At 71.3% G+C, this 24,439-nt stretch carries 28 protein-coding genes; 16 read left to right on the top strand and 12 right to left on the bottom strand.

Annotated features, from left to right (window positions below; all coding sequences use genetic code 11):
* Window positions 1-90 precede the first annotated feature (90 nt).
* From hrcA to ACGFIB_RS03665, 3 genes are read left to right on the top strand one after another with little or no spacing between them, the layout of a single operon-like run.
* Entirely contained in the window at window positions 91-1,104 is a 1,014-nt protein-coding gene (gene hrcA / locus ACGFIB_RS03675) for a heat-inducible transcriptional repressor HrcA (RefSeq protein ID WP_142568192.1), read from the top strand.
* Window positions 1,105-2,238: a molecular chaperone DnaJ gene (dnaJ, locus tag ACGFIB_RS03670; protein ID WP_191051940.1), complete on the top strand. Its 1,134-nt coding sequence runs from the start codon at window positions 1,105-1,107 to the stop codon at window positions 2,236-2,238.
* A 9-nt stretch (window positions 2,239-2,247) separates the two neighbouring features.
* A complete protein-coding gene (locus ACGFIB_RS03665) occupies window positions 2,248-2,982 on the top strand; it encodes a 16S rRNA (uracil(1498)-N(3))-methyltransferase (protein WP_357246559.1) in 735 nt (244 codons plus the stop codon).
* A gap of 70 nt (window positions 2,983-3,052) precedes the next feature.
* On the opposite strand, the gene ACGFIB_RS03660 is transcribed toward ACGFIB_RS03665, so the two are convergent.
* Both ACGFIB_RS03660 and ACGFIB_RS03655 read right to left on the bottom strand, forming a co-directional pair.
* Entirely contained in the window at window positions 3,053-3,721 is a 669-nt protein-coding gene (locus ACGFIB_RS03660) for a hypothetical protein (protein WP_393368186.1), read from the bottom strand.
* Window positions 3,718-4,197, bottom strand: a complete 480-nt coding sequence (locus tag ACGFIB_RS03655; RefSeq protein ID WP_111697223.1) for a SigE family RNA polymerase sigma factor — start codon at window positions 4,195-4,197, stop codon at window positions 3,718-3,720. Before ACGFIB_RS03655 ends, ACGFIB_RS03660 begins: the two co-directional genes overlap by 4 nt.
* 244 nt (window positions 4,198-4,441) lie before the next feature.
* Here ACGFIB_RS03655 and ACGFIB_RS03650 point away from each other — a divergent pair, with 244 nt between their 5' ends.
* The 7 genes from ACGFIB_RS03650 (at window position 4,442) to era (ending at window position 9,945) form a co-directional block, all read left to right on the top strand.
* Window positions 4,442-4,786 carry a histidine triad nucleotide-binding protein gene (locus tag ACGFIB_RS03650; RefSeq protein WP_229689611.1) on the top strand — a complete coding sequence of 115 codons (345 nt, stop codon included), beginning with the start codon at window positions 4,442-4,444 and terminating at the stop codon, window positions 4,784-4,786.
* 159 nt (window positions 4,787-4,945) lie between these two features.
* A complete protein-coding gene (locus ACGFIB_RS03645; protein ID WP_142568197.1) occupies window positions 4,946-5,968 on the top strand; it encodes a PhoH family protein in 1,023 nt (340 codons plus the stop codon).
* A gap of 28 nt (window positions 5,969-5,996) precedes the next feature.
* On the top strand, window positions 5,997-6,470 hold the full coding sequence (gene ybeY / locus ACGFIB_RS03640) for an rRNA maturation RNase YbeY (RefSeq protein ID WP_142568198.1): 474 nt from the start codon (window positions 5,997-5,999) through the stop codon (window positions 6,468-6,470).
* The gene (locus ACGFIB_RS03635; protein ID WP_191051945.1) at window positions 6,467-7,762 is read left to right on the top strand and encodes a hemolysin family protein; all 1,296 of its coding nucleotides are present in this window, start codon (window positions 6,467-6,469) and stop codon (window positions 7,760-7,762) included. The genes ybeY and ACGFIB_RS03635 overlap by 4 nt, the downstream gene beginning before the upstream one ends.
* 278 nt (window positions 7,763-8,040) lie before the next feature.
* Window positions 8,041-8,700 (top strand): hypothetical protein, encoded by a 660-nt coding sequence (locus tag ACGFIB_RS03630; protein ID WP_357257610.1) that lies wholly within the window; start codon window positions 8,041-8,043, stop codon window positions 8,698-8,700.
* On the top strand, window positions 8,697-9,032 hold the full coding sequence (locus tag ACGFIB_RS03625; RefSeq protein WP_142568201.1) for a cytidine/deoxycytidylate deaminase family protein: 336 nt from the start codon (window positions 8,697-8,699) through the stop codon (window positions 9,030-9,032). The genes ACGFIB_RS03630 and ACGFIB_RS03625 overlap by 4 nt, the downstream gene beginning before the upstream one ends.
* 1 nt (window position 9,033) lies before the next feature.
* On the top strand, window positions 9,034-9,945 hold the full coding sequence (era, locus tag ACGFIB_RS03620; protein WP_142568202.1) for a GTPase Era: 912 nt from the start codon (window positions 9,034-9,036) through the stop codon (window positions 9,943-9,945).
* Window positions 9,946-9,951: 6 nt separating this feature from the next.
* Here era and ACGFIB_RS03615 read toward each other — a convergent pair whose 3' ends face one another.
* The 6 genes from ACGFIB_RS03615 to ACGFIB_RS03590 all read right to left on the bottom strand — a co-directional run bounded on the left by ACGFIB_RS03615 (window position 9,952) and on the right by ACGFIB_RS03590 (window position 14,961).
* On the bottom strand, window positions 9,952-10,434 hold the full coding sequence (locus tag ACGFIB_RS03615) for a hypothetical protein (RefSeq protein WP_357257611.1): 483 nt from the start codon (window positions 10,432-10,434) through the stop codon (window positions 9,952-9,954).
* A 92-nt stretch (window positions 10,435-10,526) separates the two neighbouring features.
* Window positions 10,527-11,321 (bottom strand): urease accessory protein UreD, encoded by a 795-nt coding sequence (locus ACGFIB_RS03610; protein WP_393368182.1) that lies wholly within the window; start codon window positions 11,319-11,321, stop codon window positions 10,527-10,529.
* A 5-nt stretch (window positions 11,322-11,326) separates the two neighbouring features.
* Window positions 11,327-12,064 (bottom strand): urease accessory protein UreG, encoded by a 738-nt coding sequence (ureG, locus tag ACGFIB_RS03605; RefSeq protein WP_142568205.1) that lies wholly within the window; start codon window positions 12,062-12,064, stop codon window positions 11,327-11,329.
* 42 nt (window positions 12,065-12,106) lie between these two features.
* The gene (locus ACGFIB_RS03600; RefSeq protein WP_357246578.1) at window positions 12,107-12,904 is read right to left on the bottom strand and encodes an urease accessory protein UreF; all 798 of its coding nucleotides are present in this window, start codon (window positions 12,902-12,904) and stop codon (window positions 12,107-12,109) included.
* Window position 12,905: 1 nt separating this feature from the next.
* A complete protein-coding gene (locus tag ACGFIB_RS03595) occupies window positions 12,906-14,624 on the bottom strand; it encodes an urease subunit alpha (RefSeq protein WP_191051952.1) in 1,719 nt (572 codons plus the stop codon).
* Complete coding sequence (locus ACGFIB_RS03590; protein WP_357018874.1) at window positions 14,617-14,961, bottom strand: urease subunit beta; 345 nt, start codon at window positions 14,959-14,961, stop codon at window positions 14,617-14,619. Before ACGFIB_RS03590 ends, ACGFIB_RS03595 begins: the two co-directional genes overlap by 8 nt.
* Window positions 14,962-15,110: 149 nt before the next feature.
* Between ACGFIB_RS03590 and ACGFIB_RS03585 the strand changes: the two genes are divergently transcribed.
* Window positions 15,111-16,217 (top strand): RNA-guided endonuclease InsQ/TnpB family protein, encoded by a 1,107-nt coding sequence (locus ACGFIB_RS03585; RefSeq protein WP_357246586.1) that lies wholly within the window; start codon window positions 15,111-15,113, stop codon window positions 16,215-16,217.
* Window positions 16,218-16,335: 118 nt separating this feature from the next.
* Here the strand turns inward: ACGFIB_RS03585 and ACGFIB_RS03580 are convergent, their stop codons facing one another.
* Window positions 16,336-16,638 (bottom strand): urease subunit gamma, encoded by a 303-nt coding sequence (locus ACGFIB_RS03580; RefSeq protein ID WP_357156915.1) that lies wholly within the window; start codon window positions 16,636-16,638, stop codon window positions 16,336-16,338.
* 182 nt (window positions 16,639-16,820) lie between these two features.
* Here ACGFIB_RS03580 and urtA point away from each other — a divergent pair, with 182 nt between their 5' ends.
* Genes urtA through urtE form a run of 5 tightly spaced genes read left to right on the top strand, consistent with a single transcriptional unit; the run spans window position 16,821 to window position 21,425 of the window.
* Entirely contained in the window at window positions 16,821-18,047 is a 1,227-nt protein-coding gene (urtA, locus tag ACGFIB_RS03575; protein WP_357246589.1) for an urea ABC transporter substrate-binding protein, read from the top strand.
* A 7-nt stretch (window positions 18,048-18,054) separates the two neighbouring features.
* Window positions 18,055-18,909: an urea ABC transporter permease subunit UrtB gene (urtB, locus tag ACGFIB_RS03570; RefSeq protein ID WP_191051956.1), complete on the top strand. Its 855-nt coding sequence runs from the start codon at window positions 18,055-18,057 to the stop codon at window positions 18,907-18,909.
* Window positions 18,906-19,958, top strand: coding sequence for an urea ABC transporter permease subunit UrtC (gene urtC / locus ACGFIB_RS03565; protein ID WP_393368177.1), 1,053 nt, complete (start codon window positions 18,906-18,908; stop codon window positions 19,956-19,958). Before urtB ends, urtC begins: the two co-directional genes overlap by 4 nt.
* On the top strand, window positions 19,955-20,746 hold the full coding sequence (urtD, locus tag ACGFIB_RS03560; RefSeq protein WP_393368175.1) for an urea ABC transporter ATP-binding protein UrtD: 792 nt from the start codon (window positions 19,955-19,957) through the stop codon (window positions 20,744-20,746). Before urtC ends, urtD begins: the two co-directional genes overlap by 4 nt.
* Window positions 20,733-21,425, top strand: coding sequence for an urea ABC transporter ATP-binding subunit UrtE (gene urtE / locus ACGFIB_RS03555; RefSeq protein WP_357246596.1), 693 nt, complete (start codon window positions 20,733-20,735; stop codon window positions 21,423-21,425). Before urtD ends, urtE begins: the two co-directional genes overlap by 14 nt.
* Before the next feature lie 238 nt (window positions 21,426-21,663).
* On the opposite strand, the gene ACGFIB_RS03550 is transcribed toward urtE, so the two are convergent.
* From ACGFIB_RS03550 to ACGFIB_RS03540, 3 genes are all read right to left on the bottom strand, one after another.
* Entirely contained in the window at window positions 21,664-22,710 is a 1,047-nt protein-coding gene (locus ACGFIB_RS03550) for an alpha/beta fold hydrolase (protein WP_393368172.1), read from the bottom strand.
* Window positions 22,711-22,914: 204 nt separating this feature from the next.
* Window positions 22,915-24,015 (bottom strand): GNAT family N-acetyltransferase, encoded by a 1,101-nt coding sequence (locus ACGFIB_RS03545; protein ID WP_393368170.1) that lies wholly within the window; start codon window positions 24,013-24,015, stop codon window positions 22,915-22,917.
* A gap of 75 nt (window positions 24,016-24,090) precedes the next feature.
* Window positions 24,091-24,336: a DUF2630 family protein gene (locus ACGFIB_RS03540; protein WP_142568215.1), complete on the bottom strand. Its 246-nt coding sequence runs from the start codon at window positions 24,334-24,336 to the stop codon at window positions 24,091-24,093.
* Window positions 24,337-24,439: the final 103 nt, after the last annotated feature.

The raw sequence follows: 24,439 nt of genomic DNA, 5'->3' as shown, positions 1-24,439 counted from the left end.
TATCGCACCACGTGGGGTGGTAGCCGTACACTTGGCACTCGGGAACACAGAGTGCCAGAGTCGGTGTTTCCAGGCACAGGGAGGTGACGATTGCTCGACGACCGCAAACTCGCCGTCCTGCGCGCCATCGTCGAGGACTACGTGTCCACCAACGAGCCCGTGGGATCCAAGGCCCTGGTGGACAGGCACAACCTCGGCGTCTCCCCGGCGACGATCCGCAACGACATGGCGGCGCTGGAGGAGCAGGGATACATCACCCAGCCGCACACCAGTGCGGGCAGGGTGCCGACCGACAAGGGATATCGCCTCTTCGTCGACCGGCTGTCGCAGATCAAGCCGCTGTCGGGCGCGGAACGCAGGGCCATCGAGACCTTTCTCGCCGGGGCGGTGGACCTCGACGAGATCGTCATGCGCACGGTGCGGCTGCTCGCGCAGCTCACCCGGCAGGTCGCGGTGGTCCAGTACCCCTCGCTCACCAGGTCGTCGGTGCGTCACGTGGAGATCGTCCCGCTCGCGGAGCGCCGGGTCATGCTGGTGCTGATCACCAACACCGGGCGGGTCGAGCAGCGTGTGGTCGACCTGCCGGAGGACATCGCCGACGACCGGGTCGCGAACCTGCGCGCCGTGCTCAACGCGTGCCTGGACGGCTGCGGCCTGTCCCGGGTGCCGGAGACCGTGGCCGACGTTCCCGAACGCCTGCCTCCCGAGGACAGGCCCGTGGCGGTCACGATCCTGTCCGTGCTGCTCGAGACGCTCGTCGAGCGGCACGAGGAGAAGATTGCTTTTGGTGGGACGGCCAACCTCGCCGCCGCCGACTTCAGCATCGGCCTGCGGGACGTGCTGGAGGCGCTGGAGGAGCAGGTCGTCCTCATCCGCCTGCTGGGAGAGACCGGCGGGCTGTCCGGACTGACCGTCCGCATCGGATCCGAGAACCCCTACAGCGGGCTACGTGGCACCTCTATCGTGGCCGCGGGATACGGTGCGGGCGACAGAGAACTGGCCCGGCTCGGAGTGCTGGGCCCGACACGAATGGACTATCCGGTGACGATGGGTGCGGTGCGCGCGGTGGCGCGTTACGTCGGCCAGATCCTGGCGGGGTCATAAGTGTCCAACGACTACTATGCGACCCTTGGCGTACGGCGCGACGCCAGCCAGGAAGAGATCAAGAAGGCGTACCGCCGTCTCGCCCGTGAGCTGCACCCGGACGTCAACCCCGATCCGGAGACCCAGGAGCGGTTCAAGGAGATCAACCAGGCGTACGAGGTGCTGTCCGACGCGGGCAAGCGCCGCATGTACGACATGGGCGCCGATCCGTTCGGCGGCGCCGCGGGGGCCGGAGCAGGCGGCTTCGGCGCGGGCTTTCCGTTCAGCGACATCATGGACGCCTTCTTCGGCTCGGCGGGCGGCACGCGGGGGCCCCGGTCCCGTGCCCGCCGCGGCCGCAACGCCACCATCAGGGTCGAACTCGACCTGTCGGAGGCGGCCTTCGGCACGACCCGCGAGATCGTGGTCGACACGGCCGTGGTCTGCGAGGTCTGCCAGGGCTCCGGGGCGGCGGCCGGCACCCACCCCGACACCTGCGACATGTGCCACGGGCGCGGCGAGGTCTCGCAGGTGACCCGTTCGTTCCTCGGCCAGGTCATGACCTCCCGTCCCTGCCCCCAGTGCGGCGGCTTCGGCAGCGTCATCCGGCACCCCTGCATGGAGTGCTCGGGCGAGGGACGGGTCAGGACCCGGCGCACGATCAAGGTCAGGATCCCGGCCGGCGTCGAGGACGGCACGCACATCCAGCTCGCCGGCGAGGGCGAGGTCGGCCCCGGTGGCGGGCCTCCCGGCGACCTGTTCCTGGAGATCGCCGAGCGGCCGCACGAGATCTTCGAGCGACGCGGCGACGATCTGCACTGCACGGTCCACATCCCGATGACCGCCGCCGCGCTCGGCACCCTGATCACGGTCGAGACCCTCGACGGACCCGAGGAGATCGACGTGCGGCCCGGCACCCAGGCCGGTCAGGTCATCCCCCTGTACGGCAAGGGCGTTCAGCGGCTCAACGAGACCGGCAGGGGCGACCTGCTGATCCACGTGAACGTCGAGACGCCGACCAAGCTTGACCCGCCGCAGGAGGAACTGCTGCGCGAGCTGTCGAAACTGCGCGGGGAGGAGCGGCCGGCCGGCAAGTTCTCCCCGGGGCAGCAGGGCTTCTTCTCCCGCCTGCGGGACGCCTTCAACGGCCGCTGAGCTGATCGCATGAGTGTTCCCGTGTTCCTGTCGGACGCGGCCGGCCAGGCGGCGGACACGATCGTCCTCGACGGTCCGGAGGGGCGGCACGCCGCCGCCGTACGCCGCCTGCGCCCGGGGGAGCGGATCGACCTGACCGACGGCGCGGGGCGGGTGGCCGAGTGCACGATCACGGCGGCCGGCCGGGACTCGCTGACCGCGGAGGTGCTGCGCCGGTTCGAGGTCCCGCCGCCCCGGCCCAGGCTGGTCGTCGTCCAGGGCCTGCCCAAGGGCGACCGGGGCGAGCTCGCGGTCGAGATGATGACCGAGGCGGGGGTCGACGTGATCGTCCCCTGGGCCGCCTCCCGTTGTGTGACCCAGTGGAAGGGCGACCGGGCCGCCAAGGCCCTCGCCCGCTGGCGCGGCACGGCCCGCGAGGCGGCCAAGCAGGCCCGGCGCTTCCACCTGCCCGTGGTGACCGAGCAGGCCACGACCGCGGCGGTCGGCTCGCTCGTCTCGGCGGCGGCGCTCGCGGTCGTCCTGCACGAGGAGGCCGCCGAGCCGCTGAGCCGTCTGCCTCTGCCGGAGGAACCGGGCGACATCGTGGTGATCGTCGGCCCGGAGGGCGGCGTCACCGACGAGGAGATCGCCACGTTGCGGGCCGCGGGAGCCACGCCGGCCCTGCTGGGGCCGACGGTGCTGCGCACCTCGACGGCGGGCGTGGCCGCGGCGGCCGTCCTGCTGTCCCGCTGCGGGCGCTGGTGAGAGCCGGTTGAGACGGCACCGGTGATCGGGCGGGGCGCCGGTCGTATCCCCGGATGAGCGGCGGGCCGGGTCAGGGCGAGGGCGACGGGCTCGCCGACTCGGGGGTGGCCGTCACCGTGGGCGCCGTGGTCGTCGGGGTGACCGGGGGCGCGGACCTGGTGGGCGGAGCCGTCGAGGGACGGCGCGAGGCCGAGGGCGTCACCGCGGGCGGCTGCGTCACCGACGTCGGTGAGCACGTCGGCGGGACGACCGCGTCGGGCTCGATCACCCCGGGCTGGGGGGTGGGCGTGACGCAGGGATCGGACGGCGACGGCGACGGCCTGGTGGTCACGCCCACCCTGTGCGTCGGCGACGGAGTGGGCCGTTCGCGGGACGGGCTCGGCGTGACGGGCACGATCACGACCGGACGCGAGGGCGGCAGGTTGGGGGGCCGGGTCACCGACGAGGTGTCCGTCTGGTCCTCGCGCTCGTCGCCGGCGGGGGAGATGCCGGTGGACTGCGCCACCTGGTCGCGCAGGCTGGGGACGATCATCACGACCGTGCCGGCGACGAGCACGGCCCCCGCGGCGGCCGCTCCGATGCGCCACCACAGCATGTTCCGCAGGCCGCGCAGACCGCGCCGGTCGATGCGCCCGCGGATGATTTCGAGTCCTTCGGGAGACGGCACGACCGAGTCCGCCTCCGCGCGCAGGGCACGGCGGAGCAACTCGCCGTACTCGTCGTCGGGCGGGAAGGTCATGAGAACTGCTCCAGTGCCATCCGTAGTGCGGCCATGCCGCGGGCCGTGTGACTCTTCACCGCGCCCTTGCTGATCCCCATCGCGTGTGCGATCTCGGCCTCTGACAGATCGCCGTAGTATCGCAGCACCAGCGCCTCGCGCTGGCGGGTCGGTAAACCTCGGAGTGCCTCGATGACGGCGGAACGCTCCAGCTCACCGATCGCGCCGTTCTCCGCGCTCGGCGCGTCCGGCAGCCCCTTGGGCGCGTACTTCTCGACGACCGCGCGGTGCCGCAGCACGGAACGCGAGCGGTTCACGACCGATTGGCGAAGGTAGGCCAGTGCCTTGTCGGTGTCTCTCAGCCTGCGCCAGGCGCCGTGAAGGGCGACGAACGCATCCTGAACGACCTCTTCCGCGCTGGCGACATCACGCACCAGCAGCACGGCGAGACGCACCAGTGACCGATAGTGGGCGCTGTAAAGCGCCGTCACGGCCATGTCGGCATCCCATCCGACGGGCACCGTTCCCAACGACCTGTCGGCCACGAGGGTCTCGGTGGTCACATCAATAGGACGCTCGTCATCCCCGGGGGGTTTACGTTCTTCCGAATCATTAGGGGGCATGGCCCAGCGGTGTCCTCGCCCGACACTAGGGGGGTTTTCTGGTGCAGTCTCGCACACTCACACTAGCCGGGGGGATCATCGCAGTCATCAATTACCGTCAACGGCTAGGCTTTCGCGCGTGAGCGACTGCCTCTTCTGCAAGATCGTGGCCAAGGAGGTTCCGGCGGACATCGTCCTGGAGGCCGGACGGGCGCTGGCCTTCCGCGACATCAACCCGCAGGCCCCCACCCATGTCCTCGTCGTGCCCAAGGCTCACCACGAGAACGCCGCCGTGCTGGCGGCGGCCGACGACGGCCTGACCGACGACCTCCTCAAGACCTGCCATGCGGTGGCCGTGCTGGAAGGCGTGGCCGAGACCGGTTACCGGATCGTGTTCAACACCGGCGCGGGGGCAGGGCAGGAGGTCTTCCACGTCCACGCGCACGTTCTGGGCGGCCGGGACCTCACCTGGCCCCCCGGCTGAGCGGCAGTGCCCGGCCCCCAGGATTCGCCCGGACGGGGCGGTGTCCGCAGTGGTGCGCCGCGAGGCGCCGCTCCGGGTGACGCGACGGGGCGGAGATTGGGGGGAGGGCACTACCATGAGAAGGAACTAGGGAGGCGATCAGGGCCGCAAGGGCCGCCCATGTCCGAGTCACAGCACATCCACAAGACCCAGGCCAAGGTAGTCATCCCAGAGGGGCAGCCGATGGTCAGCCTCCTCGGGTCGGGTGACGAGCTGCTACGGGTCATCGAGAGCGCCTTCGGCGCTGACATCCACGTGCGGGGCAACGAGATCACGATCACCGGCAGTCCGGAGGAGAGCGGCGTCGTCGTCCGCCTCTTCGAGGAGCTGGTGGAGTTGGTCGGCTCGGGTGCCGAGCTGTCCCCAGACGCGGTCGAGCGCAGCATTCACATGCTGCGGCAGGCCACCGACCGTCCGGCCGAGGTGCTGTCCCTGGACATCCTGTCCTCGCGGGGCCGCACCATCCGCCCGAAGACGGTCAACCAGAAGCGGTACGTCGACGCGATCGACAAGCACACCATCGTCTTCGGCATCGGTCCCGCCGGCACCGGCAAGACGTACCTGGCGATGGCGAAGGCCGTGAAGGCCCTGCAGAACAAGCGGGTCAACCGGATCATCCTCACCCGCCCCGCCGTCGAGGCGGGGGAGCGGCTCGGCTTCCTGCCCGGCACGCTCTACGAGAAGATCGACCCGTACCTGCGGCCGCTGTACGACGCGCTGCACGACATGCTCGACCCCGATTCGATCCCCCGCCTGATGTCGGCCGGGACGATCGAGGTCGCGCCACTCGCCTACATGCGCGGCCGGACGCTCAACGACGCCTTCATCATCCTGGACGAGGCGCAGAACACCTCGCCCGAGCAGATGAAGATGTTCCTGACCAGGCTCGGCTTCAACTCGAAGATCGTGGTCACCGGCGACGTGACCCAGATCGACCTGCCCGGCGGGCAGGACAGCGGCCTGAAGGTCGTCCAGCACATCCTCGAGGGCATCGAGGACATCCATTTCAGCAGGCTGACCAGCGCCGACGTCGTTCGGCACAAGCTGGTGAGCGACATCGTCGACGCATATGGCCGTTACGACGCCGCGATGGCCTCGGAGCCGCGCGTGATCAACAAGCGGCCGCGGAACAACCGGCGGTGAGCGCGACCATGACGGGTGAGGAGACCCCGTGAGTATCGAGGTGGCCAACGAGTCCGGCGTCGAGGTCGACGAATCGGCGCTGGTCGAGCTGGCCGGGCACGTCCTCGGCCGGATGGGGATCAACCCGCTGGCCGAGCTGTCGATCCTGGTGATCGACGAGGCGGCGATGGCCGAGCTGCACGAGCAGTGGATGGGGGAGCCGGGCCCGACCGACGTGCTGGCCTTCCCCATGGACGAGCTGCGGCCCAACGTCGGCGGCCGGGACGAGGACGCGTCTCCCGACCCGGCGCTGCTCGGCGACGTGGTGCTGTGCCCCCAGGTGGCGGCCAAGCAGGCCGCCGAGGCCGGGCACGGCGCGCAGGACGAGCTGGAGCTGCTGTGCACCCACGGCATCCTGCACCTGCTCGGCTACGACCACGCCGAGCCCGAGGAACACGCCGAGATGTTCGGTCTGCAGGACGAACTGCTCAGTGCGTGGCGGGAGGTGCGGCGTAAGCCGTGAACGACGGCTGGCTGCTCTCCGCTGTCTTCCTGATCGTGGCCGGCGGCCTGCTGGCGAGCGCGGAGACGGCGCTGACCCGCATCTCCAGAGTGCGCGCGGAGGAGTTCGTCAAGGAGGGGCGGCGCGGCGCGGTGCGGCTGCAGGCGATCGTCGCCGACCCGCCGCGCTATCTCAACCTGGTGCTCCTGCTGCGTCTGAGCTGTGAGCTCGTCGCGACGGTGATCACCACGCTGCTGTTCATCGACTGGCTCGGCGACCGCGGGCAGGCGTACACCCTGGCGGCCGTGGTGATGATCCTGGTGAGCTACGTCATCGTCGGGGTCATGCCGCGTACGCTCGGCCGCCAGCACGCCGAGCCGGTGGCACTGGCGGGCGCGCCCATCGTGTACGGCCTGACCCGGATCTTCGGCCCGCTGCCCGAGCTGCTGATCCTGCTGGGCAACGCGCTCACCCCGGGCAAGGGCTTCCGCGAGGGCCCGTTCACCTCCGAGGCCGAGCTGCGCGACCTCGTCGACCTGGCCGAGCAGCGCAGGGTCATCGAGCCCGACGAGCGGGAGATGATCCACTCGGTCTTCGAGCTCGGCGACACGCTGGTGCGCGAGGTCATGGTGCCGCGCACCGACATGGTCTTCATAGAGCGCGGCAAGACGCTGCACCAGGCGCTCTCGCTGGCCCTGCGCAGCGGGTTCTCCCGCATCCCGGTGGCGGGCGAGAACGAGGACGACGTGGTCGGCATCGCCTACCTCAAGGACATCGTCCGCCGGATTCAGGACACCGGCGACGGCGGCGTGCGGGTGGACGAGCTCATGCGGCCCGCGACGTACGTGCCGGAGAGCAAGCCGATCGACGAACTGCTGCGTGAGATGCAGGCGCGGCAGATCCACCTCGCCATCGTCATCGACGAGTACGGCGGGACCGCCGGCCTCGTCACCATCGAGGACGTCATCGAGGAGATCGTCGGCGAGATCGCCGACGAGTACGACCAGGAGGCCCCGCGGGTCGAATGGCTGGACGAAGGGGCGGTGCGGGTGACCGCGCGGCTGCCGGTCGACGAGCTCGGCGAGCTGTTCGACGCGGAGATCGAGGTCGAGGACGTCGACACGGTCGGCGGCCTGCTGGCGCACGCCCTGGGCCGGGTGCCGATCGCGGGTTCCGAGGCGGTGGTCGGCGGCCTGCGCCTGACGGCCGAGAACCTGGCGGGGCGCCGCAACCGGATCAGCACGGTCGTCGTGCGCCGTGAGGAGCTCGCGACGGGCGACGAGGTCGTGGCCGCCGGCGCCGACCACGAGTGACCCGTCGCCGGGGACTGCAAGCGTTTTTCAACCGAGCTGCAAGCGCCCCCGGCCACTGTTGTCCCAGGCGCTCAGAAGGGGTTCGGGGCGTCTCGTCGGGGAGTCCGGCGCGTCGGGAGGGGGTTCGCGGCGCACCGGAGCCTCCCGTGGGGGATCCGTATTCAGTGCGGGGCTCTCACCCGGCTCGGGCTCGGGTGAGGGCCCTGTATTGATTACGCAAAGTGATTACCCGCTCGCGGTCGGGGGAAGGAAACCTCCGGCAAAGCGGGGAGGCGGGTATGCGCATCGTCTACACGGCCGTCGCGGGCTGCCTGGTCCTGGTCACCGGTGCCTGCGGCACGGGCGAGGTCACGTACGCCGCCGTCCGGGCAGCCGGCAAGGCGGCGGACGCGAACCGCCCGCGGACGGTGCTCGGCAAGATGGACGGCCTTCCCGAGGGGTTCTTCAGCCACGCGCGGGCGCCCTGGCGTCCGCCGTTCCGTCCCCGCGCCCGCGCGTGCCGCCTGCTGTTCGACGCGGCCGCGGGCAAACCCCCGAGTGAGGGGCTCAGCGGCACGACCGCCGCCACCTACCAGGGCGCGCACGCGGGTGAGCTCGCCGGGGTCGCGGTCGCCGTCTACGACGGCGGAGAGGCGGCCGGGCATCTCGCCGCGCTCCGCGACGCACTCTCCCACTGCGCGACGGCCGACGGCGGCACGCCGTACGACCGCCTGGCGGCCGCGCGGACGCCGCTGCCCGGCGTCGGCGGACCGGACGCGGCGGGACGGGCCCTGTCCGGGAGGGTCGGCGGCTACCCCTACCGCATGCACGTGGTCGTCGCCCGCTCCGGCCACGCCCTGATCGCGCTCGTGCACGCGGGCCTGACCCCGCCCGACCCGGCCCGGACGGCCGAACTGGCACGGCTGCTCGTCCGTGAGGTCGGTACCCTTGACGCGTGACACAGACGCTGGACCCCGAGGACAACAAGATCATCACGCTGGCCAGGTCGGCGCGGGCGCGCGGCGGCACCTCCGAGGGCGCCGCGGTGCGCGACGAGACGGGCCGGACGTACGCCGCGACCACGGTGGCGCTGCCCTCGCTCCGGCTCTCCGCCCTCCAGGCGGCCGTGGCCATGGCCGTGTCCAGCGGAGCGAAGTGCCTGGAGGCGGCGGCGATCGTCTCCGAGGCCGACGACCCGGCCGAGCAGGACCTGGCGGTCGTCGAGGACATGGGCAACGGCACGCTGTTCCTGGCCGCCCCGGACGGTTCACTGAAGGGCCGGTACATCTGACATGGACGCCGAATCGAGCGGTTTCCGTGCGGGTTTCGCCTGCTTCGTCGGCCGGCCCAACGTCGGCAAGTCCACGCTGATGAACGCCCTGGTCGGCACCAAGGTGGCGATCACCTCGTCCAAGCCGCAGACCACGCGGCGCGCCATCCGCGGCATCGTCCATCGGCCGGACGCCCAGCTGGTGATCGTGGACACCCCCGGACTCCACCGCCCCCGCACGCTCCTGGGGGAGCGGCTGGACAGCCTGGTGCTGTCCACGCTCACCGAGGTCGACGTGATCGGGTTCTGCGTCCCGGCCAACGAGCCGATCGGCAAGGGCGACCGGTTCATCGTCGACAAGCTCACCGCCGTCAAGAAGACCCCGGTGGTGGCGGTCGTCACCAAGTGCGACCTGGCCACCCGCGAGCAGGTCGCGCACCAGCTTCTCGCGGTGTCCGCGCTGGCCGAGTTCGCGGAGATCGTCCCGGTGTCCGCGCAGGGTGGCGAGCAGCTGGACGTCCTCGCCGACGTGCTCGTCAAGCGGCTGCCGGAGTCGCCCCCGCTGTACGTCGGCGGGGAGCTGACCGACGAGCCGGAGCAGGTGCTGGTCGCCGAGTTCATCCGGGAGGCGGCGCTGGAGGGCGTGCGCGACGAGCTGCCCCACTCGATCGCCGTGGTCGTGGAGGAGATGAACCCACGGGAGGGCCGCGACGACCTCCTCGACGTGTACGCCCACATGTTCGTCGAGCGCCCCTCGCAGAAGGCGATCGTGATCGGCCCGGGCGGCGCGAGGCTCAAGGACGTGGGCACCCGCGCCCGGCAGCAGATCGAGGCGCTGCTCGGCACCCGGGTCTACCTCGACCTGCGGGTCAAGGTCGCCAAGGAGTGGCAGCGCGATCCCAAGCAGCTGCGGCGTCTCGGCTTCTACGACTGACGGCCGTCACCGGCGGCGCAGCAGCGCGGCGGCGGCCAGGACGGCCAGCGCGACCGAGGCCAGCAGGCCGGCGAACCAGCCGTACTGGATCGTCGGATGCACCCGCAGCAGCCCGGAGACCTGAAAGTCGAGCCGCCCCACGAGGTCGCGCGGGTCGGCGAGGAACATGGCCAGTGCGAAGGCGGCCACCGCTCCGGGCAGGATCGCCAGCCCGGTGAACAGCCAGCTCCGCGCCGCGCCGAGCACGCCGAGCAGCATCGCGGTGATGCCGGCGCCCAGCACGAACCAGCCGGCGCCGGCGTCCACGCCGCGCACGGCGTGGGTGAGCGACGCGTCGAGGATGCCGAACTCGGCGGTGAGGCCCGCCCACGGGAGCAGCGCGGTCACGGCCAGCGCGAACCCCGCGACGAACACGCCGGTGGCCCGCAGGACACCGGCCGCGCTGGTGCCTCGCCGCGGCCTGCCGGGATGCTGCGTGGGTTCCGACACGATCACCAGGCTACGGCCCGAGGCGGCCGGTTTCAGCCCTTGCCGTGCCCCGGAACCCGGGTCTGGGCCGGTCCGAGCCGATCAGGGCCGGGTCAGGGCCGGTGAGGGCCGGTTGGCGGCGCTCCAGGAGCCGGGGCGGTCGCGGCCTCCTCGCCGTGCCGCAGCCGCTCCCTGAGCTGGACCGCGTCCACGCCGAGCGCGCAGACCTGCACGCCCGGACCGGCCAGCGGCAGCGCCGCCCAGCCGTCCCCCAGCACGGCCCGCCGCTCGCGCTTGACGTCCGGCACGGCGGGCGGGGCCCAGGCGGGTCCCGCGATGAGGGTCGAGCCGACGCACCGGGCGTCCCCGTGGACGGCCGGACTGCCGTCCACCGTCTCCTCGCCCACCAGGAGGTCCTGGCGGAGCAGGGGCCGCCCGGCCACGGTCGCGTCGAACCGCGCGTGGCCGCGTCCCGGCCGTTCGCCGTGCCGCCCGAAGACGATCTCCTCCCGCCAGAAGACCGTGGCGTCCTCGGCCAGCGAGAGCCGTACGACGAGGCGATGGGCGCACCCGGCGGCGAGGACGGTCGGCTCGGGGGAGAAGTGCAAAGTGGCGCCCGCGCCGACCCGCGCCCGCACGACCATGACCGAGGGGGCGTCGGCGAGACCCGGCAGCACCAGCGTGGCGCCCACCGAGCGGACCTCCAGCGAGGTGCCGGGGGCGACGTCCACGCCGAGTTCGAGGTGGTCGCCGCGCAGCGGGCCGGCGCCCGTCGAGACGAGGTGGACCCGCCGCGGGCCGGTCTGCCGCAGCGTCAGCGGAGGATCGGACCGCAGCGTCTCCAGCCGGGTCCGGCCTCCGCCCGCGGCCTCCGTCCTGATCAGCGCACGCGCGGTGACGGTCGTCATGCCGGTCAGGACGCCGGAGCCTGCTGGGCGGCCTGCTCGGTGGCGTTGCGGGCGGTGTGGTGGGCGGCGTGGTGGTGCGGCTCGCCGTGCTCGCGCTGCCAGGCGTCGACCATGTGCGTCGCCCACTCCGCCACGCTGTGAGCGCCTCTGTCCTCCCTGATCGACGTGAACAGCACCGGCTTGCCGTCCCGTACGGCCGCGGCGTCGCGGGACATCACGGTCAGGTCGGCGCCGACCATCGGCGCGAGGTCGGTCTTGTTGACCACGAGCAGGTCGGCCGAGGTCACCCCCGGCCCGCCCTTGCGCGGCACCTTGTCGCCGCCCGACACGTCGAGCACGAAGATCTGCCGGTCGGCCAGGCCCCGGCTGAACGTGGCGGTGAGGTTGTCGCCCCCGCTTTCGACGATCACGAGGTCGAGCGGCCCGAACCGCTCCTCCAGCGTCTCGACGGCGTCCAGGTTGGCCGCGATGTCGTCGCGGATGGCGGTGTGCGGGCAGCAGCCGGTCTGCACGGCGAGGATCCGCTCCGGGTCGATGACCCCCGCGCGCCGCAGGAAGTCGGCGTCCTCGGTGGTGTAGATGTCGTTGGTCACGACCGCGAGCCGCAAAGACGGCCCGAGACTGCGGCACAGCGCCGCCACCAGGGCGGTCTTGCCGCTGCCGACCGGCCCGCCGATGCCGAGGCGGAGCGCCCGCCCGTGTGGCTCGGCCGCGTCGTGGAGGTCGTCGTGGTAAGCGCCCATGCTGGGTACCTGCTCTTTCTCTGCGGTGGCCGGTGCGGAGCGTCAGGAGACGAAAAGCTTCATCGGGTTGGTCAGGTGTCCCTCCGCCAGGAGGTCGAGCGCGGGCGCGCTGTGCCCCGGCAGCGCGTGCCATCGTGCGTGCCATCGCGCCTGCCACGCGGCGTGCCCAGCCGGGGGCCGTCCGGGCTGGTGTCCCTGGTGGCCGCACTCCTCCGGCTCGTCGTCCTCCGGGATCGCGTCGTCGAGCGACGCGCAGGCGGCGCGGGCCGTGTCGTCGAGCGCGGTGGCGAGATCGGCGAGCAGGCGGTGCACGGTGACCGGGTCGAGGCCGAGGAGCCGCACGGCCGCCGTGGCCGGGCCGGTGACCGAGGTGTACGCGGCGGCCAGCGCGGCCTGGCGGGGAGCGCAGCCCGCCGAGGCCGCCGCCGCGCCGAGTGCGACGGGATGGTGCGGTCCCTCCGGCACGGCCCGTGCGAGCGTGTCGAGGGCGGCCGACGGCCACATCCGGCGGGCCGTACGCAGCAGGAGCCGCCCCTGTAGGCGGGCGGCTTCCCGCTGGGCGGGCGAGGCGGTCCGGGCGTCGGCCTCGGCGTCCAGCCGCCGCCACAGCGAGACGCCGTCCGCGGGGTCGCCCGCGGCGGCCAGTTCGCACGCGGCGGCGGCGAGGGCGGCGGTGACGAGGCCGGCGGTGGCGAGTCTGCCGCGCAGGAACCGCGCCAGGTCCCCGGCGCCGGTGACCGCGCCCCGTCGCACGGCCTCCTCCACGCCGCCCGAGTGGGCGTGCCCGCCGGCCGGGAGCCGGGAGTCGGCAAGCAGCAGCAGCGCCGCGTCCCCGTTCACGTCAGAAGAGGAAGTAGCGCTGCGCCATCGGCAGCGACTCGGCCGGGGCGGGCTCGATCAGCTCGCCGTCCACGTGGACGGCGAAGGTGTCTGGGTCCACCCGGATGTCCGGCAGGGCGTCGTTGAGGGGCATGGCGTCCTTGCGCCGGGCGCGTACGTCGGCCACGGGGACCAGCCGTCTGCGCACGGCCAGGCGGTCCGCCAGGCCGTCCTCCAGCGCGAGCGGCGCGACGAAGTGCAGCGAGGTCGCCGCGGCGGTGGCGGGGGCGGCGCCGAACATCGGCCGGGGGAGCACGGGCTGCGGCGTCGGGATCGACGCGTTCGCGTCGCCCATCTGCGCGTAGGCGATGACGCCGCCCTTGACGACGAGGTCCGGCTTGACCCCGAAGAAGGCCGGGCTCCACAGGACGAGGTCGGCGAGCTTGCCGGGCTCCACCGAGCCGATCTCCGCGTCCAGGCCGTGCGCGATCGCGGGGTTGATCGTGTACTTGGCGACGTAGCGGCGGGCGCGGAGGTTGTCGGCCGGGCCGTCGCCCGGCAGCGCCCCGCGGCGCCGCTTCATCACGTGCGCCGTCTGCCACGTGCGGATGATGGTCTCGCCGACCCGGCCCATGGCCTGGGAGTCCGAGCCGATCATCGAGATCGCGCCCATGTCGTGCAGGACGTCCTCGGCCGCCATCGTCGTCGGCCGGATCCGCGACTCGGCGAAGGCCAGGTCCTCCGGGATGGCGGGGTTGAGGTGGTGGCACACCATGAGCATGTCCAGGTGCTCGTGGTGGGTGTTGACGGTGTGCGGCCGGGTCGGGTTGGTGGACGAGGGCAGCACGTTGGCGTGGGAGGCCACCGTGATGATGTCCGGAGCGTGGCCGCCTCCGGCACCCTCGGTGTGGTAGGCGTGGATCGCCCGGCCGCCGATGGCCCGCAGGGTCGACTCCACGAACCCCGCCTCGTTGAGCGTGTCGGTGTGGATGGCGACCTGCACCCCTGTGGCGTCGCACACCCGCAGGCACGCGTCGATGGCGGCCGGGGTGGTGCCCCAGTCCTCGTGCAGTTTGAAGCCCGACGCCCCGGCTCTGAGCTGTTCGAGCAGCCCCTCCTCGCCGACCGTGTTGCCCTTGCCGAGCAGGGCCACGTTGACCGGGTAGCCGTCCAGCGACTCCAGCATCCGGCCGAGATACCAGGTGCCGGTCACGGTGGTGGCCTTCGTGCCCTCGGCGGGGCCGGTGCCGCCGCCGACGATCGTGGTGACGCCCGAGGCGAGCGCCTCGTCGAGGATCTGCGGGCAGATCAGGTGGACGTGGGAGTCGACGGCGCCCGCCGTGACGATCTTGCCGTTGGCCGCGAGGATCTCGGTGGACGGGCCGATGACGAGGTCCGGGTGGACGCCGTCCATGGTGTCGGGGTTGCCGGCCTTGCCGATGGCGGCGATCCGGCCGTCGCGCACGCCGATGTCGGCCTTGACCACACCCCAGTGGTCGAGGATCACCGCGCCGGTGATGACAAGGTCGGCGGCCCCCTCGGCCCTCGTCGTGCGCGCCTGCCCCATCGACTCGCGGATGACCTTGCCGCCGCCGAACACGGCCTCGTCGCCGGCCCCGGCGGACCCCATCGACAGGTCCTCGGTCACCTCGACGTACAGGTCGGTGTCGGCCAGGCGCACCCGGTCGCCGGTGGTAGGGCCGTACAGCGCGGCGTAGCGGGCGCGTTCGAGGCTAGACATCGGTCCTCCCGTCGAGGGGTCCGGCCCACTCGGGGCGAAGGCCGGGTACGACGCGGTTCCCCGCGAGCGGGACCAGCGTGACGTCGCGCTCCACCCCGGGCTCGAACCTGATCGCGGTTCCCGCGGGGATGTCGAGGCGGGTGCCCCAGGCCGCCTCGCGGTCGAACTCCAGGCCGGGGTTGGCGGCGGCGAAGTGGTAGTGCGACCCGACCTGCACGGGCCGGTCGGCGGTGTTGACGACTCTCAGGGTGATCCGCTCCCTGCCGGGGTTCAGCGGCACGTCGCCGTCGCCGCACAGGATCTCGCCCGGAACGCCCTCGAAGCTCGGCGTGCTCATCAAGAGCTTCCGAGGAAAGCCCCGCCTTCCGGCGGGGGAGGAATCGGACCCCTGCGGAGCAGGACAGGGGTAGGCGAGTCGCCGTACGGCGAACCGCCGTTTCGAACAATCGCGCGATCCTTGCCTGATCGTGCGGTAAAACGAGAGGCATGGCGCAGCTGGTGAAGCGGGCCTACAAGTACCGCTTCTATCCGACCCCCGAGCAGGCCGCAGAGCTTGCACGGACGTTCGGCTGCGTGCGCCTGGTCTATAACAAGGCCCTGGAGGAACGGACCCGCGCCTACACCCACGAGGGTCGCCGCGTTTTCTATGGAGAGACTTCTGCGATGCTCACGGCGTGGAAGCGCAGCGGTGAGTACGACTTTTTGTCGCAGGTGTCGTCGGTGCCGTTGCAGCAGGCGTTGCGGCACCTGCAAGCGGCGTTCGCGAACTTCTTCGCCAAGCGAGCGAAGTATCCGACCTTCAAGTCCCGGAAGAAGTCCCGCGCCAGCGCGGAGTACACCCGATCGGCGTTCCGCTGGCGCGATGGCATGCTGACGCTGGCGAAGATGAGCGCGCCCTTGCGCATCGTGTGGTCGCGTCCCCTCCCCGAGGGAGCAGTGCCGTCCACCGTAACCGTGAGCCGGGATGCGGCCGGGCGCTGGTTCGTGTCCATCCTCGTGGAGGAGACCATCGGCCCCCTCCCGCCGGTTGAGGGCGTGGTAGGTGTGGATGCCGGGATCACCGCCCTGGTGACCCTGTCCACCGGGGAGAAGATCACCAATCCTCGGCATGAACGGGCCGACCGGCGGAAGCTCGCCAAGGCGCAGCGGGCTCTGGCCCGCAAGGCCAAGGGCGGCGCGAACCGGGCCAAGGCCCGCGTGACGGTCGCCCGGGTGTACGCGCGGCTCGCCGACCGCCGCCGCGACTTCCTGCACAAGGTCACCACACGGCTTGTTCGCGAGAACCAAGTGATCGCCGTGGAAGACCTGACCGTCCGCACCATGGTGAAGAACCACTCCCTCGCCCGCGCTGTGTCGGATGCGAGCTGGCGGGAGCTCCGCTCGATGCTGGAATACAAAGCCCAGTGGTACGGACGAAAGGTGATCGCCGTCGACCGGTGGTTCCCCAGCTCGAAGCTGTGCTCGGCATGCGGCAGCCTGCAAGAGAAGATGCCGCTGAACGTCCGGACCTGGATATGCGTATGCGGAGTGACCCATGACCGGGATGTGAATGCTGCCAAGAACATTCTCGCCGCCGGGCTGGCGGAGAGGTGAAACGCCTGTGGAGCTGGTGTAAGACCTCAACGAGAGTCCTCTCTGAGGGGCGACCGGCAGCGAAGCAGGAAGATCCGACCGGCGACGGTTGGAATCCCTTCCATTGGGGGGGAGGAAGTCAAGCGATCGGGTTGTGGACGGTGACGAGCTTGGTGCCGTCGGGGAAGGTCGCCTCGATCTGCACGGACTCCAGCATCTCGGGCACGCCCTCCATGACGTCCTCGCGCCGCAGGACCTTGCGGCCGGCGTCCATCAGGTCGGCGACGCTGCGGCCGTCGCGGGCGCCTTCCAGGAGGAAGGACGCGATGAGGGCCGTCGCCTCCGGATGGTTGAGGCGAAGGCCACGCTCCTTGCGCTCGCGGGCCACGCCCGCGGCGACGTGGATGAGGAGCCGTTCGGATTCGTGTGGAGTGAGCCGCATGGCGGGACGATAAGTACCCGCCGTTTCCCCTGCGTTACCCGCTGATTTCGTACGCGTATCCGGACGGCGGTGATCCTTCGCTAATGAGTTGTTAACGGCCGGGATTTCGGCGGGAAATACCGCGCGCTCACCTTGACGGCAGACGGATCGGCGCGGGGACCGTAGCGGCAAGGGAGAGGCATTTGCGTAACTCATTATGGCGCACCGGAGCGGCGTTCACGCTCGCGGCCGCGACGCTCGCGGCCTGTGCCGGGCAATCCTCCACGAATGACACGGCCGCCTCGTCCGGCGGCTCTGACACCATCAAAGTGGGCATCCTTCACTCGCTCAGCGGCACGATGGCCATCAGCGAGGTCACGGTCAGGGACGCGGAACTGCTCGCGATCGAGGAGATCAACGCGGCCGGCGGCGTGCTCGGCAAGAAGCTGGAGCCCGTCGTCGAGGACGGCGCGTCCGACTGGCCGACGTTCGCGGAGAAGGCCACCAAGCTCATCGCGCAGGACAAGGTCGCCACCGTCTTCGGCGGCTGGACGTCGGCGAGCCGCAAGGCGATGCTCCCCGTCTTCGAAAAGCGCAAGGCGCTGCTGTGGTACCCCGTCCAGTACGAGGGACTGGAAAGCTCGCCGTACATCTTCTACACGGGCGCGACGACCAACCAGCAGATCGTTCCCGGGCTCGACTATCTGAAGGAGAAGGGCAAGAAGAAGCTCTTCCTCGTGGGCAGCGACTACGTCTTCCCGAGAACCGCGAACAAAATCATCAAGGCGTACGCCGCGGCCAACGGGATGGAGGTCCTCGGCGAGGAGTACACCCCACTCGGGCACACCGAGTACAGCACGCTCGTCAACAAGATCGTCGAGGCGAAGCCGGACGCGGTCTTCAACACCCTGAACGGCGACAGCAACGTCGCCTTCTTCAAGCAGCTCAAGAGCGCCGGGATCAGCGCCGACCAGATGCCGGTCATGTCGGTGTCCGTGGCCGAGGAGGAGGTCAGAGGCATCGGAGTCGACAACGTCGCCGGGCACCTGGTGGCCTGGAACTACTACCAGACGACCGACACCCCGGCCAACGAGAAGTTCGTCGCCGCGTTCAAGGCGAAGTACGGCGCGGACAAGGTGACCTCCGACCCGATGGAGGCCGGATACAACGCGGTCTACCTGTGGGCCGAGGCCGTCAAGAAGGCCGGGACCAGCGAGGTGGAGGCCGTCAAGAAGGCCGCCGGCGGCGTGTCCCTGGACCGCCCCGAGGGCAGGGTCACCATCGACGGCGACAACCAGCACGTCTACAAGACCGCGCGCATCGGGGTCGTCCAGCCGGACGGCCAGATCAAGGAGGTCTGGAACTCCGGCGAACCGATCAAGCCGGATCCCTACCTCAAGACGTACTCCTGGGCCGGCGGCCTGGTCTGACGCCGACATGGAGGGAGTGCTCAACCAGCTGCCGATCGGGCTGTCGATCGGAGCGGTCCTGCTGCTCATCGCGCTCGGCCTGACGTTCACGTTCGGGCAGATGGGCGTGGTCAACATGGCCCACGGCGAGTTCATCATGGCGGGGGCCTACACGGCCTACCTGCTCCAGGGCGTGGGTTTCCTGATCGCCCTCCCGGCCGCGTTCGTGGTCGCCGGGCTCATGGGCCTGGTCCTGGAACGCACGCTGATCCGACGCTTCTACGGCCGCCCGCTCGACACGCTGCTGCTCACCTGGGGCGTCAGCCTGCTGCTGCAGCAACTGGCCAGGGACCTGTTCGGGGCGCCCAACGTGCAGGTCGCCTCGCCCGCCTGGCTGCGCGGCGGCATCGGGATCCTGCCGTACAACCGGCTGTTCATCATGGCGCTCGCCGCGGCGTCGGTGCTCGCGATCTGGGCGTACATGAACAGGACCGGGCAGGGGCGGCGCATGCGGGCGGTGATGCAGAACAGGAGGCTCGCGGCGACGAGCGGCATCGACACCGGGCGGGTCGACCAGCGGACGTTCTTCATCGGCTCCGGGCTCGCCGGGGTCGCGGGGGTCGCCCTCACGCTGATCGGGCCGGTCGGCCCGACGCTCGGGACCTACTACATCGTGGACGCGTTCCTCGTGGTCGTCGCGGGCGGCCTGGGCCAGCTTCGCGGCGCGGTGCTGGCCGCGGCCGGCCTCGGCCTGCTGAACTCCTACGCCGAGTTCTGGAGCGACGCCAGCCTCGCCAAGGTGGTGGTCTTCGTGGCGATCATCGGCTTCCTGCAGGTCCGGCCGCAGGGGTTGTTCTTCGTCCGGTCGCGGGCGCTGTCATGACGGCGCCGGAGCGGTCCGTACGCCGATGGCAGGGCCCGGCGGTGTTCACGGCCGTGGCGGTGCTCGCCCTGGTGGCGGCGCCGCTGCTGCTGGAGCCGTTCCGCCTCGGGCTGCTGGCCAAGTATCTCTGCTACGCGATCGTGGCGCTGGGCATCGGCCTCGCGTGGGGGCAGGGCGGCATGCTCACGCTCGGGCAGGGGGTGTTCTTCGGCCTCGGCGGCTACGCGATGGGCATGTATCTCAAGCTCAATGACGCCGGCGGGGACCTGCCCGACTTCATGGTCTGGAGCGGCGTGGAGAAGCTGCCGGCGCTGTGGACGCCGTTCGGCAACCCGGTCTTCGCGCTGGCCATGGTCGTCGTGCTGCCGGTCGCGGTCGCGCTGCTCCTCGGCGCGCTGGTGTTCCGCCAGCGCGTACGCGGGGCGTACTTCGCGATCCTCACCCAGGCGCTGGCGGCGGCGCTGGTGATCCTGCTGGTCGGGCAGCAGGGGCTGACCGGCGGCACGAACGGCCTGACCAACTTCTTCGACTTCTTCGGCCGCGACGTGGCGGCCGACGAGACCCAGCGCGGCCTCTACCTGCTCGTCGCGGTCGTGCTCGGGGCGCTCTACCTGGGCGCGAGGCAACTCGTCCGCAGCCGGTTCGGGCGGCTGCTGCTGGCGGTCAGGGACGGCGAGGACCGCGTGCGCTTCCTCGGCTACAACCCGGCCACCGTGAAGACACTGACCTTCGCCGTCTCGGCGGGCATGGCCGGCATCGCGGGGGCGCTGTTCGTGCCGGTGGTCGGCATCATCTCGCCGGCCCTGCTCGGTGTCGTCCCCTCGCTCGAACTGGTCGTCGCGGTCGCGGTCGGCGGCCGGTTCGCGCTGGCCGGCGCGGTGCTCGGCGCGGTCGTCATGGGATACGCGCGGACGTACTTCAGCGAGGAGCTTCCGGACGCCTGGCTCTATCTGCAGGGCGCCCTGTTCGTGCTCGTCATGGCGCTGGCGCCCAAGGGCATCGCGGGCCTGGCCGCCAATCTCGTACGACGAAGGGAGGCGCGGGCGTGACCGAGGCATTGCCGGAGACCGCGTTGCCGGAGACCGCGTTACTGGAGATTCGCGGGCTGGAGGTCGCCTTCGACGGCTTCCGGGCGCTCGACGGCGTGGACCTGACCGTCGGCCGGGGCGAGCTGCGCTTCCTCATCGGGCCGAACGGCGCGGGGAAGACCACCCTCATCGACGTGATCACGGGTCTGACCAGGCCCACCGGGGGCTCGGTGCGGTTCGAGGGGCACGATCTCGTGGGCCGCAGGGAGCACGAGATCGTCCGGCTCGGCGTGGGCCGCACCTTCCAGACCTCGGTGGTCTTCGAGGAGCTCACCGTGCTGGAGAACATCGACCTGGCCGCGTCGTTCCGCCGCCCGCTGTGGTCGCTGCTGCGGCGCAGGCGCGGGGTGTCGGAGGAGGTCACCGCGGCGCTGGAGACGACCGGCCTGGCCGGGCTGGCGGGCAGCAGAGCCGGGGTGCTGTCCCACGGGCAGCGGCAGTGGCTGGAGATCGGCATGCTGATCGTCCAGCGGCCCCGGCTGCTGCTGCTCGACGAGCCGGTCGCCGGCATGTCCTCCGGCGAGCGTGAGCGCACCGGCGAGTTGCTCACGGAGGTCGCCCGCGACCACACCGTGGTCGCGGTCGAGCACGACATGGACTTCCTGCGCCGCTACGCCTCCCAGGTCACCGTGCTGCACGAGGGCAGGGTGCTGACAGAGGGCTCGGTCGAGCAGGTGCGGGCCGACCCGCGCGTACAGGAGATCTACTTGGGACGGGCGCGGGAGGGTGCCGAGGATGCTGTCCGTTGAGGGAGTGGAGTCGGGATACGGCCGGGCCCGGGTGCTCTTCGGCGTCTCGCTGGAGGTGCCGGCCGGTCGCCTCGTCTGTGTGATGGGCCGCAACGGGGTCGGCAAGACGACCCTGCTCGACACCGTCATGGGCGTGATCCCGGCGACCGGCGGGAGGGTGACGTTCGAGGGCAGGGACGTCACCCGGCTGCGCCCGGACCAGCGCGTACGGCTCGGGATGGGCTACGTGCCGCAGGGGCACGACACGTTTCCCCAGCTCAGCGTGGTGGACAACCTCCTGGTCACGCTGGAGGCGTCCGCACACCAGGACCGGGCGGCGCTGGAGGAGGCCCTGGAGGTCTTCCCCCGGCTCAAGCCGCTGCTCAAACGGCCGGCGGGCTTCCTGTCCGGCGGCCAGCAGCAGCAGCTCGCGATGGCCCGGGCCCTGGTCACCCGGCCGAAGCTGCTGATCCTGGACGAGCCGACCGAGGGCATCCAGCCGTCGATCATCCTGGAGATCGAGGAGGCCGTCGAGCGCCTGCACGCGACCGGTCTCGCGATCCTGCTGGTGGAGCAGTATCTGGACCTCGCGCTGCGGCTGGCCGACGGGTTCGTGATCCTCGACGCCGGGCGGGTCGTCAGGTCCGGCCCGGCACAGGAGCTCCAGGACGAGGAGGTCCACCGGCTGTTGTCCGTCTGACCCCTGTCGCCGGTCGCGGCCCGGCGCCTACCCTGGAAGGGAGGAAGCGATCGCACGTGTGAACGCCTTCGGCCGCGCCGGAGGCTCCGCACCGCCGGATCGGTGGGGGCCGTCCGGACCCGGCACTGCGCACGGCCGACCGCTTCCTCCGTCGTCTCCGCCCCCGCGGAACCGGAGCGGTGAGCGCCTCACCGGCGCCGGAACGGATCCGTCGGCTGAGAGTGCGCACCGGTGCCGGTCAGCCACCCCGCCCCGCCTCGGCCCGGACGCGCCGGACGTGGTCGAGTATCACCCTGACGACCAGCTCCGGCCGGTCCCGGTGGATGTGGTGCCCCGCATGCTCCGCGACGACGTGTTCGGCGTTCGCGGACAGCCGCACCAGGTCGGCCTGGAGCGGAGACCAGACGGAGTAGAAGCGGCGCTGTTCGGCGGCCGCCTTTTCGTCACTGCCCGGTGGTTCGTCGGGGCCGGCGGAGACGACGGTGAGCGGAATCGCCCCCAGGCTCGGTGCTCGGCGGCGAACTTGCCAGGGATTGAGGGTGATCGCGGCCGCCGCCTCACGCAGCTCCGCGCGGCGTTGCCGGTCGCTGAGGTCGAAGGCGATCCTGGTGGACAGGAGCGTCGACGGCAGGCGACGGGCCTCGGCTTCGCGGCGGGCGCGGTCGCTCCATCCCACGTCGAAGGCCAGGCGCCGAAGCCCCAGCGGCGTCAGGCGCGAGCGCAGCATTTCCCGGGCGATGGCGACTCTCGTCCCGTGCAGCAGGCGGATCTGCTCGGGATGGCTGGAATCGACGAGGACGATCGCTGCCACGGCGCCGGGCCTTTCGGCCGCGAACAGCCGGGCGATGTTCCCCCCGGCCGAATGCCCCACCAGCACGTACGGCGGAGCGATCCCCGCCTTGTCCAGCGCGCGCCGCAGGTCGCGGGCGGCTCCTCGTGCCGTTCCCGCTAACGGGGACGGGTCGCTCCACCCGAGACCGGCGCGGTCGTACAGGACGACCGACGACTCCACGGCCAGTTCGGGTAACAGCGCCGCCCAGTTCAGACCCGGCTCGCCCAGCCCGGGGACGATGACGACGGCCGGCGAGCCCGTGCCCGCGGTCCACAGGTGGATCCGGCGGCCGCCGACGTCGACCATCCGCCCGGGGGGCGGAAACCGGCGGCGATCACGCCGGGCTCCGTAGGTCTGGTAGACGGCGCTCATGGCGGCACCGGCGATCGCTCCTGCGACGAGCCCGGTCAGGGCCTTGACGATGATCCCCCTGCTGCGGGTCCAGCGGTTCATCACCCTCCACCTGCGCCGGCTCTTCGCTGATTCCTGTCGGAGGGACGAGAGCGGCGATCGCGTCCTGGATCACCTTGACTCCGCTATTCGTACAGCGGATTCCGGCACCGAATCAATGACGGGTGGAAGGGCGGACGCCCGACGCGGTCGTGGCGCGCAGGCGCCGGCCGCCGCGGACCAGGCGGACGGCGGCCGTATCCGTGCTCAGATGTCGAGCTGCCACTGGTGCCAGGTGTCGAAGACCTCGAAGCCCATCGCCTCGTTGATCGCCCGCATGTGGGGATTCGCGACGGAGATCCACGTGATCACACGCTCGGCGGACGGCTCGCACGCACGGAACCAGGTGATGTTGGCGAGCTTGAGCACCAGGCCGAGCCGCCGGCCGCGGTGCGGCGCGAGGACGGTGGTCGAGCTCTGGCGGGCCCATCCCTCCGGCCGCTCGGCGTCCACCACGAGCTGGGTGAACCCCGCCGGCTCTCCGCTGGCCGTGTGCCGGGCGATCATCGTGTATGTCCGCTGGCCCGCCCGCGCGAGCATCTCCTCGCGGGCGCGCACGCGGCCGGCGCTCCACCGCTGGTCCTCCATCGCGAGGTCGCCCAGCGGCTCGTCGTTCATGCCCTCCGTCAGGCTGGCCATGTCGCCGAGCAGGTCGTCGGGGGTCGGCCCGGCCCACCGTTCGAGCGAGTAGCACGTGGCGTGCCGTACGGCCCGGGCGCGGAGGAGTTCGAGGCCGGACCAGTCGGCCGTGCGCAGGTCGAGCACCAGCCGGGTCTCCGTGGAGGCGGGGGAGAATCCGCGGGCCTTGGCGAACGCCGTGCCCGGACCGTCCGCGGCGGCCTCGGCGATCAGGACGCGCCTGCCCTCGTCGCGCGCGCGGCCGATCGCGTGGTCGAGCAGCGCGCCGCCGATTCCCTCGCGCCTGCGGTCCGGATGCGTCATCAGCCGGAGCAGGGCGAGGTGGGTGTTGTCGTCCTGCGGGAAGTGAAGGATGTGGCCACCGGCGACCTGGTCAGCGCCGGCGACCTGGTTGCCGGCGACCTGGCTGTCGATGATCTGTCTGCGCTCGCCTTGGCCGCCGCTGGTTCGGCCGCCGTCGCACGCCACCCACGCCTCGCCCCGCTCGCCGCCGGACCCGCTCAGGACGCTCGCCGTGAAGTGCCGCCACGACATCGCCGGACCCGGAAGGTCGCAGGCGCGCGCGATGCCGTACAGACCGGCCAGAGGGGAGCGCCCCGCCGGGCCGTCCGGATCGTCTTCCCCCGGCTCGGCGTCGTTCTCGACAGGGGCGACGCGCGTTATTTGCATGCCGACAAGAATTTCGCACCACTTGTCAGGAGCGCGACTGATTTTCACATCGTGGAACGGCGGTGGGTGAGGGCTTTATTGCATGTAGTTCTCTACCTCGTCGACGGGACGGGGGGCGGCGAAGTCGGGGTCCTCGCCCACGTCGCGCCGGGCGCGGCGCTGGCGCAGCAGATCCCAGCAGCGGTCGAGCTGCTCCTCCAGCGAGGCGATCCTGCCGTGCTCCTCCTGCGAGGTCAGCTCGCCCGCGACGAGCCGTTCCCGCAGGGAGTGCTCCTCGTCCACCAGCTCGTTGATGCGCTTGAGGATGTCGTCGTCCTTCATCTGGCCTCCTTCGCCCTTCGTCACGAGTCACCCTAACCTGGAGCTCCGTCTCGACATGTGATCGGGTGTCTCGGCCGCTCGAAGGCGTCTGCTAGGGTGCTTG

It is taken from the genome of Microbispora bryophytorum, from assembly GCF_043197435.1.
GTDB classification, from domain to species: Bacteria; Actinomycetota; Actinomycetes; order Streptosporangiales; family Streptosporangiaceae; genus Microbispora; species Microbispora bryophytorum.
This window is presented reverse-complemented; position numbering and strand designations above follow the sequence as displayed.

Excerpts from the sequence above, each read along its gene's own strand:
- ACGFIB_RS03665 (WP_357246559.1), top strand. The coding sequence starts at position 2,248 with ATGAGTGTTCCCGTGTTCCTGTCGGACGCGGCCGGCCAGGCGGCGGAC.
- ACGFIB_RS03660 (WP_393368186.1), bottom strand. The coding sequence starts at position 3,721 with ATGACCTTCCCGCCCGACGACGAGTACGGCGAGTTGCTCCGCCGTGCC.
- ACGFIB_RS03655 (WP_111697223.1), bottom strand. The coding sequence starts at position 4,197 with ATGGCCGTGACGGCGCTTTACAGCGCCCACTATCGGTCACTGGTGCGT.
- ACGFIB_RS03645 (WP_142568197.1), top strand. The coding sequence starts at position 4,946 with ATGTCCGAGTCACAGCACATCCACAAGACCCAGGCCAAGGTAGTCATC.
- ACGFIB_RS03630 (WP_357257610.1), top strand. The coding sequence starts at position 8,041 with ATGCGCATCGTCTACACGGCCGTCGCGGGCTGCCTGGTCCTGGTCACC.
- era (WP_142568202.1), top strand. The coding sequence starts at position 9,034 with ATGGACGCCGAATCGAGCGGTTTCCGTGCGGGTTTCGCCTGCTTCGTC.
- ACGFIB_RS03610 (WP_393368182.1), bottom strand. The coding sequence starts at position 11,321 with ATGACGACCGTCACCGCGCGTGCGCTGATCAGGACGGAGGCCGCGGGC.
- ureG (WP_142568205.1), bottom strand. The coding sequence starts at position 12,064 with ATGGGCGCTTACCACGACGACCTCCACGACGCGGCCGAGCCACACGGG.
- ACGFIB_RS03595 (WP_191051952.1), bottom strand. The coding sequence starts at position 14,624 with ATGTCTAGCCTCGAACGCGCCCGCTACGCCGCGCTGTACGGCCCTACC.
- ACGFIB_RS03590 (WP_357018874.1), bottom strand. The coding sequence starts at position 14,961 with ATGAGCACGCCGAGCTTCGAGGGCGTTCCGGGCGAGATCCTGTGCGGC.
- ACGFIB_RS03585 (WP_357246586.1), top strand. The coding sequence starts at position 15,111 with ATGGCGCAGCTGGTGAAGCGGGCCTACAAGTACCGCTTCTATCCGACC.
- ACGFIB_RS03580 (WP_357156915.1), bottom strand. The coding sequence starts at position 16,638 with ATGCGGCTCACTCCACACGAATCCGAACGGCTCCTCATCCACGTCGCC.
- urtB (WP_191051956.1), top strand. The coding sequence starts at position 18,055 with ATGGAGGGAGTGCTCAACCAGCTGCCGATCGGGCTGTCGATCGGAGCG.
- urtC (WP_393368177.1), top strand. The coding sequence starts at position 18,906 with ATGACGGCGCCGGAGCGGTCCGTACGCCGATGGCAGGGCCCGGCGGTG.
- urtE (WP_357246596.1), top strand. The coding sequence starts at position 20,733 with ATGCTGTCCGTTGAGGGAGTGGAGTCGGGATACGGCCGGGCCCGGGTG.
- ACGFIB_RS03550 (WP_393368172.1), bottom strand. The coding sequence starts at position 22,710 with ATGAACCGCTGGACCCGCAGCAGGGGGATCATCGTCAAGGCCCTGACC.
- ACGFIB_RS03545 (WP_393368170.1), bottom strand. The coding sequence starts at position 24,015 with ATGCAAATAACGCGCGTCGCCCCTGTCGAGAACGACGCCGAGCCGGGG.
- ACGFIB_RS03540 (WP_142568215.1), bottom strand. The coding sequence starts at position 24,336 with ATGAAGGACGACGACATCCTCAAGCGCATCAACGAGCTGGTGGACGAG.